The sequence below is a fragment of the Niveispirillum fermenti genome, from assembly GCF_052474395.1.
In genome coordinates this window covers 599706-615934 of sequence record NZ_CP156681.1, presented here as the reverse complement: position 1 = coordinate 615934, position 16229 = coordinate 599706, and the positions used below count along the sequence as shown (strand labels likewise).

The window sequence follows — 16229 nt, the reverse complement described above, 5'->3', positions numbered from 1 at the left end:
TCATCCCCGCGGCTTCAGAAAGCCGCGCATGCCGATCCAGCGTGTGAAGGCCTCGAACCAGCCGGTGCTGGTCGTTTCCTTGCTGTACATGCCGAAGCCGTGCCCGCCCTGTTCATAGAGATGGAATTCGACCGGGCGCCCGGCCGCGCGCCAGCCTTCGACCAGCCCGAAGCCGGTATCGCCGAACAGCGGATCGTCGGCCGCCAGCGCCACAAACAGGGGCGGTGCGTCGGCCGGCACCGCGACGGGGGACAGGGGACCATAGATGTTCGCGATGAAGGCGGGCTTCGCCTCCGGTCCCGCCAGCATGGTCGCCATGGTCAGCATGGCGCCCGCGGAAAAGCCGATCATGCCGATACGGTCGGCATCGACACGCCATTCCGTCGCCCGCCGGCGGACCAGGGCGAAGGCGGCATTGGCGTCGGCGATCTGCGGCGCGATGCCGGCCGCCATCTCTGCCGGTGCCGGCCGGGTCGGCCGGGCCGCGCCCGCGAACATCTCCCGCATCGATTGTTCGAACGCCGCCATGTCGCGCGGTGTCTGGACCAGCCGGTATTTCAGCACGAAGGCGGCCACACCCTTGTCGGCAAGGGCCTGTGCGACGTCCCAGCCCTCGTTGCTCATCGACAGGCTGCGGAAGCCGCCGCCGGGCGCCACGATGACCGCAGCGCCGGTGGCCTCTGCGGGGTCCGGCAGAAAGGGGGTGAGGGTGGCGACCGTGACATTGCGGGCGAAGACGCTGCCATACTGGCTGTGCCAGCTTTCCGGTACCGTGGATCCCGGCAGGGGGCCGGTTCCCAGCGTGATCGCGTTCGGTTGGGCCGGGACCGCAATGGGTGTCGTCCTGTCGTCCTGCGCCTGTGCAGGGGCCGTCAGGACCCAGGCTGCGGCTGCCGCGACAGCGGCCATGTGCCGGATGATCCGCCCCGCCGGGGGCATGGTGTTTGTGATGAAGGCGCTTCGCCCCATGGTGTTTCCTCCGGTTGATGTTTCGTGGGTCCAGGCTTTACGGGAACTGGCAGGGCGGCGACCGTCGTCATGCGCGCTTGGCGCATGGCCCGAGCCACGGATGCGGGCTCTGCCGTCATGTCCGGCGGCTTCCATCCATGTCAATCTTGTGTCCGGGTGGTGTCCTGGCGGGCCGGTGGTGCCGTCACGCCGGCTTCGGTCTGGATCACCGGCTTCATCGTGCCGTCGGCGTTGTATTGCAGATGCTCCACGGTGACGGCGCGCCGGCCCAGGGCGCCGCCCAGATCGCCGATGGTCAGCGTGGCATTGTGCAGGAACAGGTACCAGTCGCCCTTGAACTGCACGATGCCCGGATGGATCGTGAAACTGTTCCGGGCCGATCCCGTCAGTTCCCCGCGATAGGTCCAGGGGCCGCTGATCGACGGTGCCGTGGCATAGGACACTTTCTCATCCGTATGCGTCGCCCGGTCCAGGGAGGCATAGGTCAGATAATAAAGGTCCCCGCGCTTGTGCAGCCAGGGCCCCTCCTCGAAATGCGGCGGCGTGATCTCGGTGATCGGGCCGTCGATCCCGATCATGTCGGGTTTCAGGCGCGCGATGTAGCAATGGCGGTTGCCCCAGGCGATCCAGGTCGTGCCGTCATCATCGGTGAAGACCGTGGGGTCGATATCCTCCCAACTATGCGTGCCCTTCGGCGTCATGCCGCTGGTGACCAGTGCCGATCCCCTGGCATCGACAAAGGGACCCGTCGGGCTGTCGGCCACGGCGACCGCGATGGCCTTGCCCGGATGCGTGTCGTCATGTTCGACCGCGGCGTAGAACCAGAATTTCCCGTTCTTCTCGATCGTCTGTGACGCCCAGGCGTCCTGCTTGGCCCATTTGAAGTCGGCGACATTCATGATGGGGCCATGGCCGGTCCAGCGCCGCATGTCGGTGGTGGAATAGACCAGCCATTCGCGCATGTTGAACATCTCATCCGGTTGCGCCTCGTCATGCCCGACATAAAGATAAAGCCGGTCGCCTACCACCAGCGGCGCCGGGTCCGCTGTGAACTTCTCCCGAATGATGGGGTTGGCGCCAGGCACCGCATCCGCCGCCGCCCCGCCCGACGCAGTCAAAGGCATTGTTAGCGCTAACAAAAACGCACGTAAAGGGCCCAAGCTGATTGTCATGGTTCTGATCCTCCCCGGGAATTTTCCTTGAAATTACAGAATGCGAAAACAACCGTCAATTGACAGGGCCGGCAGGAAGGCGGGCTTGTGCCGGGGGCGGCCCATGCCTCTCGTTCTCACCGCTTCTTCCGGCTCATTTGCGTCATTGCCCGGAGTGAGGGGATGCTATCTGGTACCAGCGTCAAGCAAATGGGCGTCAAGGCAATGAAAAAAGGGCGGCCCGGTCGGGACCGCCCCTTTCCTTCACATATACTATTTTGCGGTGATCAGAACCTATTGGTTCTGATCACCGCCCTCGATCGCCGGCGCCAACATTCATTGGCTTGGCGACGCCGGACGAGCGGTGCTGTGGCGGTCGCCGCCGGACCAACGTGCGATGAGTTCTACATCATCGCACGTTGGTACTAGGTGGGCTCCAGGCCGCGATCAGCCTTCCGCCCCGCTGACGGGGTTGCCGATCATGGCCAGGAATTCCCGCCGGGTCTTCTCATCCTCCCGGAAGGCGCCCAGCATGCGGCTGGTCACCATGGTGACACCGGGTTTGTGGATGCCGCGCGTCGTCATGCACTGGTGCGTCGCCTCGATCACCACGGCCACGCCCAGGGGTTCCAGCACCTCCTCGATCGTGTTGGCGATCTGCGCGGTCATCTTTTCCTGGATCTGCAGGCGCTTGGCATAGACCTCCGCCACCCGGGCCAGCTTGGAAATGCCGACCACGCGGTTGCGCGGCAGATAGGCGATATGGACCTTGCCGATGATGGGCACCATATGGTGTTCGCAATAACTTTCCAGCCGGATGTTGCGCAGCACCACCATCTCGTCATAGCCGTCCGTCTCCTCGAACGTCCGGGCCAGCAGATCGACGGGATCGACCTCATACCCCGCGAAGAATTCCTGATAGGAACGGACGACGCGGTCGGGCGTGCCCACCAGACCTTCACGATCGGGATCGTCACCGGCCCAGCGGATCAGCGTGCGGACGGCGGCTTCCGCCTCCGCCTTGCTGGGGCGGGCCAGGGCGGGGTTGGTGGCGGCCGGACCGGCGCGGCGACCATGGCGGGGGCCGGGAACGACCTTGTCGGCATTGCTCTTGGATACGGGCACGGGGACGCACTCCTCTCGTCAGTTCTTGGTCTTGGCAGGCCATCCGGGCGTTGGCCGGCTCCTCCCCCGATCCGGCCGGCCGGGTTACCCCCTTCGGAGGGTCGGATATCCCGGTCCCTGAAGCAGATGGCTTGCCCGGCCGATCTTTCAAGCATGGGGATGAGGATATCAGTTCAGCATCCGTTCCTGTTGGGGAATATCCAGCGAAAAAGCCGGGATGGCGATATCGAACATCTCGCCATCCGTCGTTTCCATGCCATAGCTGCCCACCATGAAGCCCGATTGCGTGGTCAGCGGGCAGCCGCTGGTATAGGCGAAATGCTCGCCTGGGCGCAGCAGCGGCTGCTCGCCGACCACGCCGGGGCCGCGCACCTCCTGCTGACGGCCCAACGCATCGGTGATCGTCCAGTGCCGCGTGCGCAGGCGTACCGTCTCCCGCCCCAGATTCTCGATGCGGATATGATAGGCCCAGACATAATGACTCTCGTCGGGCTGTGACTGGTCGGGCAGATAGCGGGGCTCCACCGTCACCCGGATCTGGCGTGTCGTGTCACTGTACAAGGCCCGTACTCCCATTTGCCATGCGCCGGCCTGATCCCGGTTTTCGTCATGGCGCCAGACGGCAGGCACGCCGCAATCCCTCATTATAGGCCGCCACAGGCGCCCGGCAATGGTGCCGCCCGCGGCAGGGGGGCCACGCCCCCGTTGCGCACCATCCGGCCGGTCACAAAAACGCCGCTTGCGTCGCGGGGCCGATGGCCTCATATAGCGAATGGTGTTCAACTGCTTATGAGCCGCGCGATGTTGCGCTTCACCCCCTTGCGACGACGAAAGACCTCGGTCCCCCCCCAGGGGCGGCCGGTTCTTGCGCACGGGACCTGACGCGATTGCGCGTGGGGGCCCGGCCAGACGCTTCTTCAAGTGTCCCCCCACCTTCAGATTTGCCGGGATACCCCAACAGGATGAACATCTCGCTTGAGCAGCCGGCTCACGCCGCCGCCATCGAACAGCTTCTCGACACCTCCTTCGGCCCCAAGCGCCACACGAAGACCGTTTACCGCCTGCGCCGCAACATCGCCCCCGTGGCCGATTTGTGCTTTGTGGCGACGGAGACGGACGCCGACGGGCAGGAAGTGCTGCTGGGCACGATCCGCTATTGGCCCGTCATGCTGGGGGGCAAGGTGCATGCCCTGATGCTGGGCCCCATTGCCATCTCGCCCGACCGGCGCAGCGACGGTCTGGGTGGCAAGCTGATCCGGCACAGCCTGGAACAGGCCCGTGCCCTGGGTCATCGCATTGTCATCCTGGTGGGTGACGCGCCCTATTACGTGCGCTTCGGCTTTTCCCGCGCGGTCGTGGCCGGCCTGTCCCTGCCGGGTCCCGTCGATCCGGCCCGTTTCCAGGGGCTGGAACTGGTTCCCGGCGCGCTGGATGGCGTCACGGGCATGGTCGGCCGTGCCGCACCGGCCCGCACCCGCACCCCCGCCCTGCGCACGGCCTCTCCCGCGGTCCGGCCCGCTGCCAAGATCACCACCCTGCCGCTGCCGGCAGCGGACCCCGTTTCGCCCAATCCGGTCCCCCTGGACCTGCCGGTGTCCCGACGTCGCCTGCGGCGTGCGGCACGCTGAACCGGGATCGCCGTACAGGGACGATTAGCCCCTTGATCCGGCACCCGGAACCCAATATAAGAACGGTCCCGGCGCGGGTGTAGCTCAATGGTAGAGCAGAAGCTTCCCAAGCTTACGACGAGGGTTCGATTCCCTTCACCCGCTCCAAATATCAAAGCCATCGGAAATTGCCGGCCCTTTTCGGCCTTGTCAGGCTGGAACCGTTCGGTTTCACGGATGGGTTTGCCGGGTTATCGGGAAATGTGTTGAAGGCTGGTCATGCCGCACGTCCGCGGGCAGATGATCTGCGCCTTGCCTCCCTGCGCAGATGATCTGCGCCTTGCCTCCCTGTCTGGCTGAAATATCCGCATACCGGGTTCAGAATGCGCTTTCGGGCGGGAAATACTCAATGTCGAACTTGTCGGAGACGTGGGACGGGTAGGTATAGGTTCCCGGCTCGTTGGGGATGTCCTGTCCTGCCGTTTCCTGGGCTGCGCGCATGTTCAGGTCTTCTGCCGCAGCCAACTGCCTTGCCTTGATGAAGGCGCGTTCATGCGGCGTCTCCGCTACGGTCAGACCGCGGCAGGCGGCGATGAAGTGGCGCTGCGCCGCCGTCGTGGGCGGGCGCGCGCCGGACACCAATCCTTGATAGAAGCTGCGGTAACGGCGCAGCAGGGCCTCTTCCTGCGGTGTGAGCTCTCCCTGCGGTGGGAGTATGGGGGCATCCATTCCTGTTTCCCAGGCTGTTTCACCCCCTCATTGTGGCCGAACGCGGAAATGGTTGCAACCGGGTGGCCTCATGCGCGCATCTGGTCAGTCCGGTCAGCGGACCCGATCCGCAAGGCCCTGATCAGCGGCGAACCGGTTCCCGGCGGGCACAACCCATGGGGAACCGGTGACGGCCCGGCGATCCGCCTACAAGATGAACTTGGACAGGTCCGTGTTCTGCGACAGCCCGTCCAGTTGGCTGCGGACATAGGCGGCATCGACGGTGATCATCTCCCCGCCCTTTTCCGTGGCGGCGAAGCTGATTTCCTCCAGCAGCCGCTCCATCACGGTATGCAGGCGCCGCGCGCCGATATTCTCCACGGTGCGGTTGATCTCGGCCGCCAGGCGTGCCAGCTCGTCGATGGCGTCGTCGGTGAAGACCAGTTCCACCTCCTCCGTCTTCAGCAGGGCGATATACTGCTTGATCAGGCTGCATTCCGGTTCCGTCAGGATGCGGCGGAAATCGGCCTGGGTCAGGGCCGCCAGGTTGACGCGGATGGGCAGGCGGCCCTGCAGCTCCGGCAGCAGGTCGCTGGGCTTGGACACATGGAACGCGCCCGACGCGATAAACAGGATATGGTCGGTCTTCACCGCGCCATGCTTGGTGGAAACCGTCGTGCCCTCGATCAGGGGCAGCAGGTCGCGCTGCACGCCTTCGCGGCTGACATCGCCGCCGCCGCGCTGTTCGCTGCGGGCGCAGATCTTGTCGATCTCGTCCAGGAACACGATGCCGTTCTGCTCCACGGCGTGGATGGCCTCGGCCACCACCTTCTCATTGTCGAGAAGCTTGTCGCTTTCCTCCGCCATCAGGAATTCATAGCTTTCCGACACGCTCATCTTGCGGGTCTTGGTGCGGCCGCCGCCGAACGCCTTGCCGAAAATGTCGCCCAGATTGACCATGCCCATCTGGGCTCCGGGCATGCCCGGCACGTCAAAGGCCGGCATGCCGGGGATGGCGTTGTCGGCCACCTGGATCTCGATCTCCTTGTCGTTCAGCGTGCCTTCGCGCAGCATCTTGCGGAACTTGGCGCGCGTGTCGGCGCCGGCCCCTTCGCCCACCAGGGCGGTCAGCACCCGTTCCTCGGCATGCAGTTCGGCCTTGGCCGCCACTTCCTGGCGCAGCCGGGTGCGGGTCATGACGATGGCGGCTTCCACCAGGTCGCGGATGATCTGTTCCACGTCGCGGCCGACATAGCCCACTTCCGTGAACTTGGTGGCCTCCACCTTCACGAAGGGGGCCTGGGCCAGCTTGGCCAGGCGGCGCGCGATCTCCGTCTTGCCGACGCCGGTGGGGCCGATCATCAGGATGTTCTTGGGATAGACCTCCTCGCGCATCTGTCCCGTCAGTTGCTGGCGGCGCCAGCGGTTGCGCAGCGCGATGGCGACGGCGCGCTTGGCCTCATTCTGGCCGACGATGAAGCGGTCGAGCTCCGAAACGATCTCACGGGGGGAGAAGGCGGTGGCGGCACTGGTCATCACATCTTCTCCAGCGTGACGGAATGGTTGGTATAGACGCAGATATCGCCCGCGACCTTCATGGCGCGGCGCGCGATGGTCTCCGCATCCAGCCCGTCGATATCGATCAGCGCACGGGCCGCGGCCAGCGCATAGGAACCGCCGGACCCGATGCCGATGATGCCGTCCTCTGGCTCCAGCACGTCGCCATTGCCGGTGATGACCAGCGACACATCCTTGTCGGCCACGGCCATCAGCGCTTCCAGCCGGCGCAGATAGCGGTCGGTGCGCCAGTCCTTGGCCATTTCCACGGCGGCCCGCGTCAACTGGCCCGGATGCTGCTCCAGCTTGGCCTCCAGCCGTTCGAACAGGGCGAAGGCGTCGGCCGTGGCGCCTGCGAAGCCGGCCATGACCGAACCCCCGGCCAGGCGCCGCACCTTGCGGGCATTGGATTTCATCACCGTCTGCCCCATCGATACCTGGCCGTCGCCGGCGATGACCACCTGTCCGCCCTTGCGGACGGAGATGATGGTGGTGCCATGCCACTGGATGGGATCATGGGGATTGGAATTGCCGTTCATCGGATACTGCCCAAAAGGGGGATCAAGGTCCCTTGCTATGTGGGCAGGCGGTCCCGTCAGTCAAGCCGGCCCCGGGTCACATCCCCTGTGCCCCATCATCCGTTCCGGCAGTCGCGTCCTGATCCGCGCCCTGATCCGCGTCCTGACCCGCGCCATCATCCGCCGGTTCCAGCAGCGCCCGGAAACGGGCCAGCACCCCGGCCGGGGCCAGATAGGGCACGGGATCGCCCGGCAGCGCCAGCCCCGCCCGCACGGCGGCCAGCCGTCCCTCTCCATCCACCAGCAGCCACGGCGGGTCGCGTGCCAGGGCGGGGTCGATATCCAGCAGCAGCGACGGCATGCCCGTTCCCCGGCTGCGCGCGGGGCCGGTATGGGCGGCAACCATGCCGGCGGCCCCGTCGCGGCCCGGCCGGTACAGGTCGCGGCTGACCGCCGGCCGCTGTCGCCGCGCCGGGGCGTGCGGCCAGTCCCCGGCGGGCAGGACCAGAAGGTGCAGCCCGAACGCACGGCCCGCCACGCGCGCCGCCGCGACCCTGCCATCGGCCAGGACCAGCGGCACGGGTGCCGGCAGTGGGCCACCCGTGTCGGGCAGCAGTACCAGCCCCGCCGCATCGACGATGATCCCGGTCGTGGCGACATGGGTCACCAGCGCGGCCCCGGCGGCTCGTGGCGATCCCGGCGGCGGAACGGGGTCCGCGGCCTCGCCCTCCGGCTCCGCTTCCGCATCTGGCGCCGCCCCTGCTGCCGGCTCCCCCTCCGCCCCGCCGGTTCCCGGCACGGCGGAGGGGGAAGGGGAGCCCGCCGCGGCCATCATTGCCATGTCGGTGATGGGGAAGGGCAGCGGGCGGGCCGTTGCCGTCGCCTGCCGGAAGTCCGGCAGGGCTGCCAGTGCGCCCGCCGCGTCCATCATGGCCTGGCGCAGCAGGATATCGTACCGCCGGTTGAGCGCCGGGGCATCGGCCTGCCCCTTTCCTTCCGTGACCCAATGGCGCGGGGCTGTCGTGGGGCTGGTCAGCACCCATTCCACCCGCACCCGTGCGTCGCCCGTGATGCCGACGCTGCGGCCGAACCAGAAATCCACCCGCCGGCACAGGTCCAGCCGCACATCCACGACCCGTGCCATCAGAACCCGCGTGGCCATCGGTGCCATGCGCAGTCCGGCGGATGACAGCCCGTCCCGCACGGCCGCGTTCAGCACGCCCGGCACCCGCGTCTCGGTGACCCACAGCACGTCATTGTATGGCGGCTGGCAGAGCAGCCCGAAATTGAACGAGCCGGCGACATGGCCGGCCGGCAAGGCCATATCGACCCGGCCCAGCGTCAGATCGATGGACATGGCCCCGGAGGGGCCGGCGGACATAACCCCGGAAGCGGCGGCGGGGCGGTCGGTCAGGCGTCCGGCCGGCGGCCCCCCTTCCCCGACGCATCCGGTCAGCAGCAGAAGGACGACAATGATCGAACCGGTGAAGGGCCGCATGCGACACAATCGGAAAGCGTAACGGATGAGATAATTTACAATTATAATCAGGGCCCCGTCCAGCCCGCGCGCGCCTGCGCCGTTCCTGCCTTGCAATCAGGTCGGGTGGACAGGAAACGGCTTGGTTGATACGAACAGTACCATGTCGAACGAGCCCGCATCCCCCGCCCGCTCCCCGCGCCGTGCCGTTGTGGAACGCACGACGAAGGAGACCCGCATCCGTGTCGTCGTCGATCTGGACGGCACCGGCACGTACAAGGTGTCCACCGGCATCGGTTTTCTGGACCATATGCTGGAGCAGCTTTCGCGCCATTCGCTGATCGACCTGGAGGTCGAGGCGGTGGGGGACCTGCATATCGATTTCCACCACACGACCGAGGATACGGGCATCGCCATCGGCGAGGCCGTGGCCAGGGCGCTGGGGGATCGCAAGGGCATCCAGCGCTATGGCGATGCGCTGATCCCGATGGACGAGACGCTGACCCGCGTGGCCATCGACCTGTCGAACCGGCCCTATCTGGTCTGGAAGGTGCATTTCACCCGCGACAAGCTGGGCGACATGGATACCGAACTGTTCAAGGAATGGTTCCAGGCCTTCGCCCAGGCGGCCGGGGCCACCCTGCATGTCGAAAACCTGTATGGTGAGAACAATCACCATATCGTGGAAAGCAGCTACAAGGCCCTGGCCCGCGCCTTTCGCGCCGCGATCGAGATCGATCCGCGCAAGGCCGATGCCGTGCCGTCCACAAAGGGTGTGCTGGGCGGGTCGTTGTAAGCCGCAGACGCCCGCCCGCCGCCCCTCGTTTTCGTCCTGTACCGGACCCTTGCGCCATGACCGACACCGTCGCCCTGATCGATTACGGTTCCGGCAACCTGCGTTCCGCCGCCAAGGCGCTGGAACGCGCGGTCGCCGATGGCGGGCTGGATGCCCGTATCCTGGTCACCAATGACCCGGATGTCGTCCGTGGTGCCGGCCGGGTGGTGCTGCCCGGTGTCGGCGCCTTCGCCGATTGCAAGGCGGGCCTGGAAGGGGTGGAGGGCATGGTCGATGCCCTGACCGACCGGGTGGTCCGCCAGGGCGCCCCGTTCCTGGGCATCTGCGTCGGCATGCAACTGATGGCCGGCGTCGGGGTGGAACATGGGGTGCATGCGGGCCTTGGCTGGCTGGATGCGCGGGTGGAGGCGCTGACCCCCGCCGACCCCGCCCTGAAGATCCCGCATATGGGCTGGAACGAACTGATCGTGAAGGCGCCGTCCCATCCGCTGCTGGCCGGTGTGGCAGCGGGCACGCACGCCTATTTCGTGCATTCCTATGCCATGAAGGTTGGCGATCCCGCGCTGGTGCTGGCCGCCTGCGACTATGGCGGGGAATTTCCGGCCATCGTCGGCCGCGACAATCTGGCGGGCATGCAGTTCCATCCGGAGAAAAGCCAGGCGGCCGGCCTGGCCATCATCGGCAATTTCCTGCGGTGGCGGCCATGAACGATCAACACCGCAACCCGCTGGCCGGGTCCGACAGCACGGTGACCGTGGAGAAGGTGGCGGAGCTGCGCCGTTCCGACCTTTACGACCTGTGCGATGCCACGGAGGCGGCGATCATCGATGGTGGCGGCTTCGGCTGGGTCAACCCGCCCGACCGCGACGTGCTGGAACGGTACTGGAACGGCGTGATGGCCGTGCCCGAGCGCATCTTGTTCGTGGGCCGGCTGGACGGGATCATCGCCGGCTCGGCCCAACTCGTCCGGCCGACGCGCAACAACGAGGCGCAGGCCTTCACCTGCAACCTGACCACCAGCTTCGTGGCGCCCTGGGCGCGCGGTCATGGCATGGCCCGCATGCTGACCCAGGCGGTGATCGATGCGGCCACCGACCTTGGCTTCGGCATCCTGAACCTGGATGTCCGCGAGACGCAGCGCGCCGCCATCATCCTTTACGACCATATGGGCTTCACGCGCTGGGGCACGCACCCGCACTATGCCCGCGCCAAGGGCCGGACCATCGCCGGCCATTTCTATTTCAAGGTGCTGGAACGGCCGGACGAAAAGGCCGGTGACCCCGCCGTGACGGAGCAAGCGACATGATCCTGTACCCCGCCATCGACCTGAAGGACGGCAAGGCCGTCCGCCTGCTGCGTGGGGAGATGGAGAAGGCGACCATCTTCAACCCCGACCCCGCCGCCCAGGCCGAAAGCTTCGCGGCCCAGGGCTATGAATGGCTGCATCTGGTCGACCTGAACGGCGCCTTCGCGGGCAAGCCCGTGAACGGGGCCGCCGTGGAGGCCATCCTGTCGCGCGTTTCCCTGCCGACCCAGCTGGGCGGCGGCATCCGCGACATGGCGACCATCGGCTTCTGGCTGGAACGCGGCATCACCCGTGTCATCCTGGGCACCGTCGCCGTCAAGAACCCGGCCCTGGTGAAGCAGGCATGCAAGGAATTTCCCGGCCATATCGCGGTCGGCATCGATGCCCGCGACGGCCATGTCGCCGTCGAAGGCTGGGCGGAGACCAGCGAGGTCAAGGCCCTGGACCTGGCCCTGAAGTTCGAGGATTGCGGCGTTTCGGCCATTATCTATACCGATATCGAGCGTGACGGGGCCATGGGTGGGGTGAATGTGGACGGCACGGCCGTGCTGGCCAGCCACCTGACCACCCCGGTCATCGCATCGGGCGGCGTGTCATCGCTGGCCGACCTGCGCGCCCTGAAGGATGTGGAGCATACCGGCATCGACGGTGTGATCTCCGGCCGGGCGCTCTATGACGGCCGCATCGACCCCAAGGCGGCCCTGGCGCTGCTGCGCGGTGAGGCCGCCTGATGCTGAAGGCCCGCATCATCCCCTGTCTGGACGTGAAGGACGGCCGTGTCGTCAAGGGCGTGAACTTTGTCGATCTGGTCGATGCCGGCGACCCGGTGGAACAGGCCCGGCTCTATGACGCGGCGGGCGCCGACGAGTTGACCTTCCTGGACATCACGGCCAGCAGCGACAATCGCGACACGATCTACGACGTGGTCCGCCGCACGGCCGAGCAGGTCTTCATGCCGCTGACGGTGGGCGGCGGCGTGCGGGTGGTGGAGGATATCCGCCGGCTGCTGCTGGCCGGGGCCGACAAGGTGTCGATCAATACCGCCGCCGTCCACCGGCCGGAATTCGTGCGTGAAGGCGCGCAGAAATTCGGCTCGCAATGCATCGTGGTCGCCATCGATGCCAAGGAGGTGGAGCGCGGGCCCGACGGCGAACAGCGCTGGGAGGTCTTCACCCATGGCGGGCGCAACCGCACCGGGATCGATGCCGTGGCATGGGCCCGGCGCATGGCCGGGTACGGGGCGGGGGAAATCCTGCTGACCTCCATGGACCGTGACGGGACCAGGCAGGGGTTCAACCTGGAACTGACCCGCGCCGTGGCCGATGCGGTGACCATTCCCGTCATCGCATCGGGGGGCGTGGGCACCCTGGACCATCTGGTCGATGGTGTGAAGACGGGCCACGCCTCCGCCGTGCTGGCCGCCAGCATCTTTCATTTCGGCACCTACACCATCGCGCAGGCCAAGGAGCACATGGCCAGGGCAGGGATACCGGTGCGGCTTTGACGGGCGGGGCGGGCCGCCCATCCCGCCCGTCCCCTCAACCGCGCACGGGCCAGCAGGGAGTTGACCCCATGACCACCCAGGCTATCCTGGACGACATCTACGCCACCATCCTGTCCCGCAAGGGCGGGGACCCGGAGGCGTCGCACACGGCCCGGCTGTTCCATCGCGGCCGGGCGAAGATCGCCCAGAAGGTGGGGGAAGAGGCCGTGGAGACGGTCATCGAGGCCATGGCTGGCACCCCCGAAAAGCTGGCATCGGAATCGGCCGATCTGCTTTACCATCTTCTGGTGCTGTGGGCCGACGCCGGGGTGGCCCCGGCCGACGTCTATGCCATCCTGGCAGCGCGCCAGGGCACCAGCGGGATCGAAGAAAAGAAGAGCCGCAAGCCCGCCTGACGGGACGCGCCGGACAATGAAGCGGAAGGAACGGTGCCTTGATCTATGATCGCAACAACATCTTCGCCCGTATCCTGCGCGGCGAAATCCCCTGCAAGAAGGTCTATGAGGACCGCTACGCCCTGGCCTTCCACGATATCAACCCCCAGGCCCCGACCCATATCCTGGTGATCCCCAAGGGGCCGTTCACCAGCTTTGCCGATTTCAGCGCCCAGGCCACGGTGGAGGAGATCGCCGGCTTCGTGCGCGCTGCGGGGCTGATCGCCCGGCAGGCGGGGCTGGATGACAGCGGTTATCGCCTGCTGGCCAATCACGGCCCCGACAGCCATCAGGAAGTGCCGCATTTCCACATCCATATCGTGGGCGGCCGGCCGCTGGGCAAGCTTCTGGCCTGATGCCAGATCCCGGCGAGTGACACTCAATCGTAAGCTGGTAGAATACCATGTGTGGTCGGTGGTCGGAGAATCGGCCCCGGGACAAGGGCCGGGTCTACCCGGTCGCGTTGCCGATCCGCTTGCGCATGGGGACGAAGGCGATCGTGTCGCCGCCGGGCAATGTCTCCTCATGCCTGCCGGTGGCCGTGAAGCCCATGGCCGTATAGAGCGGCACGCCCGGCAGCGTGGCCATCAGTTCCAGCCAGGTGAAGCCTTCTGCCCGGGCTGCCTGTTCGGACGCCCGCATCAGCAGGCGGCCGATTCCCCGCCGGGCAAAGGCGGGATCGACGAAGAAAGCCCGGATGCGGGCGGCATCGATGGCCGGGTCCAGCCGGTCGGGCGAACGGCCCGCCGCCTGATCCCCGCCGAACAGGGTGCGCCGCCGGCTCCAGCCGCCGCAGGCAGCATAGGCACCGCCCATGGTGACCACGAAATAGGTTCCGTCTGCGATCAGGGTACCGTCGATGCCGAAGATGGTCTTCAACGACCCGTCGATCTGGCCGGGTGCATAATGGTCGCGGCTGAGACCGCGGACCGACCGTTCCATCAGCGCCGCCAGCGCCGGCCGGTCCGCCATCACGGCCGGGCGCAGGACGGGCGTGTGCCCTGGCGCCGCCGCGTCAATCATGGGCCGGCCGCATCTCCTTAACGTCGGCCGGGGTCACGGCGTCCTTGTAATCATTTCCGAAATGGGTGCGCACATAGTTCACGATGGCTGCCACCTGCTCGTCCGACAGGTAGTGGAAAGACGGCATGGCCTTCTGTCCGTTGACGATCAGGTGGATGGGATAGGCGCCGGCCTCCAGGTTGGGGTTGGATGCCAGGGCGGGATAGGCCCCGGCACCCACGGCACCCTGACCGGCCGGCATGTGGCAGCCCTGGCAGATGGCGCGATAAAGCTGCCCGCCATCCTGATAGGGGAAGCGGCGGGCATCGGCGAAATCGCTGGTCTGGGCATCGGTCGACTGGGCCAGGACGGACCCGGCCGAAGGCCCCAGCAGGGCCAGCGACAGGGCAAAGGCGGAAAGGATGCGATGACACATCGTCTTGTTTCCCTGATGGATCATTTGGCGATCACGCGCTGGTGCAGCCGCGTGATGGCGTCCAGCGACGAGGCGATGGCCCCTTCCTGCCAGGCCGGCAGGTAGGAGGCATGTTCGCCGGCCAGCAGCAGGCGGCCATCGATCTGGCACAGGTTCTGGTAATGCTCCGCCCGGCTCTGCTCGGTCCACACGCCGAAGCAGCCCAGCGTCCATGGCACCCGGTGCCAGGCCACCGCCACGCCGGTGTCGAACTCCTTGGGATATTGCGGGTGGATTTTGGCGCCATATTCCACCGCCTTGCGCACCCGTTCCTCCGGCGTCATGGCGGCAAACTCGTAGGCGAAGGGCCCCCAGGGATAGGCCCCCAGCAGCACGCCCTTGCCCTTGGAGCCGTAAAGGCTGTTCGGATAGCCGATGACGGAGATGGGCAGGTCGGTATAGGTGATGCCGCCATAAATCTCCTCATCCTGTTCCCAGAACCGGCGTTTGAACTGCAGGCCGATCTTCAGGGCCGCCTCATAGGGGACGGCATTGATGGCGGCGTCCATTTCCGCCGACACATTCTTGGGGATCTGCGACAGGATCGACAGCGGAATGGTACACAGGCACCAGTCGGCCCTGTCCGTGCGCACGGCCCCGCCCTTCTGCGCATCGACATGGGACACGGTGACGCCGCCGCCATCCTGAGCGATCTCCGTCACCTTGGCATTGTAGGTGATCTTGTCCTTCACCTGCGCGGCCAGGGCACGGGGGATCTGGTCCATGCCGCCCACGGGCTGGAACAGGGCGGTCTGGAATTCGTAACCTGATCCCGTGCCAATGGCCCGCCACAGGCCCGATTGCAGAAGCTGGGAAAAATCGATGGGCTTGGATGGGACGGGCTCGCCCGACAGGCCGCCGCCGGGGTCCTTCTCGAAACCGCGGCGGTTGCTGGTCAGCGGGCTGGCCTTGTAGGCGTAGTTCTCGTCCAGCGCCCCCCAATCCTGCATCGCCTCGATCAGTTTTTCCTTGTCCTCCCGGCTGACCTCCGCGTCCAGGCCGCCCTTGTGGCCCAGCTTGGCCAGCAGTTCGGCGACATGGCCATGGAAATCGGCCATGACGTGGCGATAACGCTGCGGCTTGCCGCCGAACGCATCCCGGGAATGGACATAGGCGTTGTAGTTGACCTGGAAGAAGGGCTCCAGCGTCACGCCCAGTTCGTGGCAATAATGCAGGACGGCGCGATGGTGATAGGGAATGCGCCAGGGACCGGGGTTCAGGTAATGCCCCTGGTCGAACCCGACCTTCTGGGTATAACCGCCCAGTTCGGTATATTCATCGCCGCCGCGCAGCGTCCAGGCCCGGCCGCCGGGCCGGTCGCGATATTCCAGCACCTGCACCTTGTACCCGGCCCTGCCCAGTTCATAGGCCGCGACCAGCCCCGCCACGCCGGCCCCCAGGATCAGGACCGACGTGCCCTTGGGCGCGCCGGACAGGCCGGGCGGGCCCTTGAAACCGGATTCCGCCGCATATCCCAGCGACGTCGCCGCCTGGTACATGACGGAACCGCCGGCAGCCGTGCCGATCATGGCCAGCAGATCACGCCGCGTCATGCGCTGGCGCGACGGCATGTTCATCTTTGCTACCATCATGGCCTCAA

General features: G+C 66.5%; 19 protein-coding genes and 1 tRNA gene. 9 read left to right on the top strand and 11 right to left on the bottom strand.

Annotated features, from left to right (window positions below):
- The 4 genes from ABC728_RS14325 to apaG all read right to left on the bottom strand — a co-directional run bounded on the left by ABC728_RS14325 (position 1) and on the right by apaG (position 3806).
- Entirely contained in the window at positions 1-969 is a 969-nt protein-coding gene (locus ABC728_RS14325; protein ID WP_416619017.1) for an alpha/beta hydrolase, read from the bottom strand.
- A gap of 140 nt (positions 970-1109) precedes the next feature.
- Positions 1110-2093, bottom strand: coding sequence for a glycoside hydrolase family 43 protein (locus ABC728_RS14320; RefSeq protein WP_416619016.1), 984 nt, complete (start codon positions 2091-2093; stop codon positions 1110-1112).
- A gap of 474 nt (positions 2094-2567) precedes the next feature.
- Entirely contained in the window at positions 2568-3158 is a 591-nt protein-coding gene (gene folE / locus ABC728_RS14315; RefSeq protein ID WP_416619061.1) for a GTP cyclohydrolase I FolE, read from the bottom strand.
- A 255-nt stretch (positions 3159-3413) separates the two neighbouring features.
- Complete coding sequence (gene apaG / locus ABC728_RS14310; RefSeq protein ID WP_416619015.1) at positions 3414-3806, bottom strand: Co2+/Mg2+ efflux protein ApaG; 393 nt, start codon at positions 3804-3806, stop codon at positions 3414-3416.
- A gap of 401 nt (positions 3807-4207) precedes the next feature.
- Between apaG and ABC728_RS14305 the strand changes: the two genes are divergently transcribed.
- Together ABC728_RS14305 and ABC728_RS14300 are read left to right on the top strand one after the other, a co-directional pair.
- On the top strand, positions 4208-4873 hold the full coding sequence (locus ABC728_RS14305) for a GNAT family N-acetyltransferase (RefSeq protein ID WP_416619014.1): 666 nt from the start codon (positions 4208-4210) through the stop codon (positions 4871-4873).
- A 73-nt stretch (positions 4874-4946) separates the two neighbouring features.
- A tRNA-Gly gene (locus ABC728_RS14300) sits at positions 4947-5020 on the top strand.
- Between the two features lie 210 nt (positions 5021-5230).
- Here the strand turns inward: ABC728_RS14300 and maoP are convergent.
- The 4 genes from maoP to ABC728_RS14280 all read right to left on the bottom strand — a co-directional run bounded on the left by maoP (position 5231) and on the right by ABC728_RS14280 (position 9133).
- Positions 5231-5581 carry a DUF413 domain-containing protein gene (gene maoP / locus ABC728_RS14295; RefSeq protein ID WP_416619013.1) on the bottom strand — a complete coding sequence of 117 codons (351 nt, stop codon included), beginning with the start codon at positions 5579-5581 and terminating at the stop codon, positions 5231-5233.
- Positions 5582-5767: 186 nt separating this feature from the next.
- Positions 5768-7096, bottom strand: a complete 1329-nt coding sequence (gene hslU, locus ABC728_RS14290; protein ID WP_416619012.1) for an ATP-dependent protease ATPase subunit HslU — start codon at positions 7094-7096, stop codon at positions 5768-5770.
- On the bottom strand, positions 7096-7656 hold the full coding sequence (hslV, locus tag ABC728_RS14285) for an ATP-dependent protease subunit HslV (protein WP_416619011.1): 561 nt from the start codon (positions 7654-7656) through the stop codon (positions 7096-7098). Before hslV ends, hslU begins: the two co-directional genes overlap by 1 nt.
- A 76-nt stretch (positions 7657-7732) precedes the next feature.
- Positions 7733-9133 carry a hypothetical protein gene (locus ABC728_RS14280; protein ID WP_416619010.1) on the bottom strand — a complete coding sequence of 467 codons (1401 nt, stop codon included), beginning with the start codon at positions 9131-9133 and terminating at the stop codon, positions 7733-7735.
- 142 nt (positions 9134-9275) lie between these two features.
- Here ABC728_RS14280 and hisB point away from each other — a divergent pair, with 142 nt between their 5' ends.
- The 7 genes from hisB to ABC728_RS14245 all read left to right on the top strand — a co-directional run bounded on the left by hisB (position 9276) and on the right by ABC728_RS14245 (position 13508).
- Positions 9276-9908, top strand: coding sequence for an imidazoleglycerol-phosphate dehydratase HisB (gene hisB / locus ABC728_RS14275; protein WP_416619009.1), 633 nt, complete (start codon positions 9276-9278; stop codon positions 9906-9908).
- 56 nt (positions 9909-9964) lie between these two features.
- Complete coding sequence (gene hisH / locus ABC728_RS14270) at positions 9965-10615, top strand: imidazole glycerol phosphate synthase subunit HisH (protein ID WP_416619008.1); 651 nt, start codon at positions 9965-9967, stop codon at positions 10613-10615.
- Entirely contained in the window at positions 10612-11214 is a 603-nt protein-coding gene (locus ABC728_RS14265; protein WP_416619007.1) for a GNAT family N-acetyltransferase, read from the top strand. The genes hisH and ABC728_RS14265 overlap by 4 nt, the downstream gene beginning before the upstream one ends.
- The gene (gene hisA, locus ABC728_RS14260) at positions 11211-11945 is read left to right on the top strand and encodes a 1-(5-phosphoribosyl)-5-[(5-phosphoribosylamino)methylideneamino]imidazole-4-carboxamide isomerase (protein WP_416619006.1); all 735 of its coding nucleotides are present in this window, start codon (positions 11211-11213) and stop codon (positions 11943-11945) included. Before ABC728_RS14265 ends, hisA begins: the two co-directional genes overlap by 4 nt.
- The gene (gene hisF / locus ABC728_RS14255; RefSeq protein ID WP_416619005.1) at positions 11945-12718 is read left to right on the top strand and encodes an imidazole glycerol phosphate synthase subunit HisF; all 774 of its coding nucleotides are present in this window, start codon (positions 11945-11947) and stop codon (positions 12716-12718) included. Before hisA ends, hisF begins: the two co-directional genes overlap by 1 nt.
- Positions 12719-12786: 68 nt before the next feature.
- Positions 12787-13113, top strand: a complete 327-nt coding sequence (locus ABC728_RS14250; RefSeq protein ID WP_416619004.1) for a phosphoribosyl-ATP diphosphatase — start codon at positions 12787-12789, stop codon at positions 13111-13113.
- Positions 13114-13151: 38 nt separating this feature from the next.
- A complete protein-coding gene (locus ABC728_RS14245) occupies positions 13152-13508 on the top strand; it encodes a histidine triad nucleotide-binding protein (protein WP_416619003.1) in 357 nt (118 codons plus the stop codon).
- Between the two features lie 94 nt (positions 13509-13602).
- On the opposite strand, the gene ABC728_RS14240 is transcribed toward ABC728_RS14245, so the two are convergent.
- From ABC728_RS14240 to ABC728_RS14230, 3 genes are read right to left on the bottom strand one after another with little or no spacing between them, the layout of a single operon-like run.
- Positions 13603-14175, bottom strand: coding sequence for a GNAT family N-acetyltransferase (locus ABC728_RS14240; RefSeq protein WP_416619002.1), 573 nt, complete (start codon positions 14173-14175; stop codon positions 13603-13605).
- Positions 14168-14590: a c-type cytochrome gene (locus tag ABC728_RS14235; RefSeq protein ID WP_416619001.1), complete on the bottom strand. Its 423-nt coding sequence runs from the start codon at positions 14588-14590 to the stop codon at positions 14168-14170. Before ABC728_RS14235 ends, ABC728_RS14240 begins: the two co-directional genes overlap by 8 nt.
- Before the next feature lie 20 nt (positions 14591-14610).
- The gene (locus ABC728_RS14230; protein WP_416619000.1) at positions 14611-16206 is read right to left on the bottom strand and encodes a flavin monoamine oxidase family protein; all 1596 of its coding nucleotides are present in this window, start codon (positions 16204-16206) and stop codon (positions 14611-14613) included.
- Positions 16207-16229: the final 23 nt, after the last annotated feature.

What these genes read in the sequence shown, in the direction of transcription:
- ABC728_RS14325 (WP_416619017.1), bottom strand. Translation starts at nt 969, where the DNA reads ATGGGGCGAAGCGCCTTCATCACAAACACCATGCCCCCGGCGGGGCGG.
- ABC728_RS14320 (WP_416619016.1), bottom strand. Translation starts at nt 2,093, where the DNA reads ATGCCTTTGACTGCGTCGGGCGGGGCGGCGGCGGATGCGGTGCCTGGC.
- ABC728_RS14305 (WP_416619014.1), top strand. Translation starts at nt 4,208, where the DNA reads ATGAACATCTCGCTTGAGCAGCCGGCTCACGCCGCCGCCATCGAACAG.
- maoP (WP_416619013.1), bottom strand. Translation starts at nt 5,581, where the DNA reads ATGGATGCCCCCATACTCCCACCGCAGGGAGAGCTCACACCGCAGGAA.
- hslU (WP_416619012.1), bottom strand. Translation starts at nt 7,096, where the DNA reads ATGACCAGTGCCGCCACCGCCTTCTCCCCCCGTGAGATCGTTTCGGAG.
- hslV (WP_416619011.1), bottom strand. Translation starts at nt 7,656, where the DNA reads ATGAACGGCAATTCCAATCCCCATGATCCCATCCAGTGGCATGGCACC.
- ABC728_RS14280 (WP_416619010.1), bottom strand. Translation starts at nt 9,133, where the DNA reads ATGCGGCCCTTCACCGGTTCGATCATTGTCGTCCTTCTGCTGCTGACC.
- hisB (WP_416619009.1), top strand. Translation starts at nt 9,276, where the DNA reads ATGTCGAACGAGCCCGCATCCCCCGCCCGCTCCCCGCGCCGTGCCGTT.
- hisH (WP_416619008.1), top strand. Translation starts at nt 9,965, where the DNA reads ATGACCGACACCGTCGCCCTGATCGATTACGGTTCCGGCAACCTGCGT.
- ABC728_RS14265 (WP_416619007.1), top strand. Translation starts at nt 10,612, where the DNA reads ATGAACGATCAACACCGCAACCCGCTGGCCGGGTCCGACAGCACGGTG.
- hisA (WP_416619006.1), top strand. Translation starts at nt 11,211, where the DNA reads ATGATCCTGTACCCCGCCATCGACCTGAAGGACGGCAAGGCCGTCCGC.
- hisF (WP_416619005.1), top strand. Translation starts at nt 11,945, where the DNA reads ATGCTGAAGGCCCGCATCATCCCCTGTCTGGACGTGAAGGACGGCCGT.
- ABC728_RS14250 (WP_416619004.1), top strand. Translation starts at nt 12,787, where the DNA reads ATGACCACCCAGGCTATCCTGGACGACATCTACGCCACCATCCTGTCC.
- ABC728_RS14240 (WP_416619002.1), bottom strand. Translation starts at nt 14,175, where the DNA reads ATGATTGACGCGGCGGCGCCAGGGCACACGCCCGTCCTGCGCCCGGCC.
- ABC728_RS14235 (WP_416619001.1), bottom strand. Translation starts at nt 14,590, where the DNA reads ATGTGTCATCGCATCCTTTCCGCCTTTGCCCTGTCGCTGGCCCTGCTG.
- ABC728_RS14230 (WP_416619000.1), bottom strand. Translation starts at nt 16,206, where the DNA reads ATGAACATGCCGTCGCGCCAGCGCATGACGCGGCGTGATCTGCTGGCC.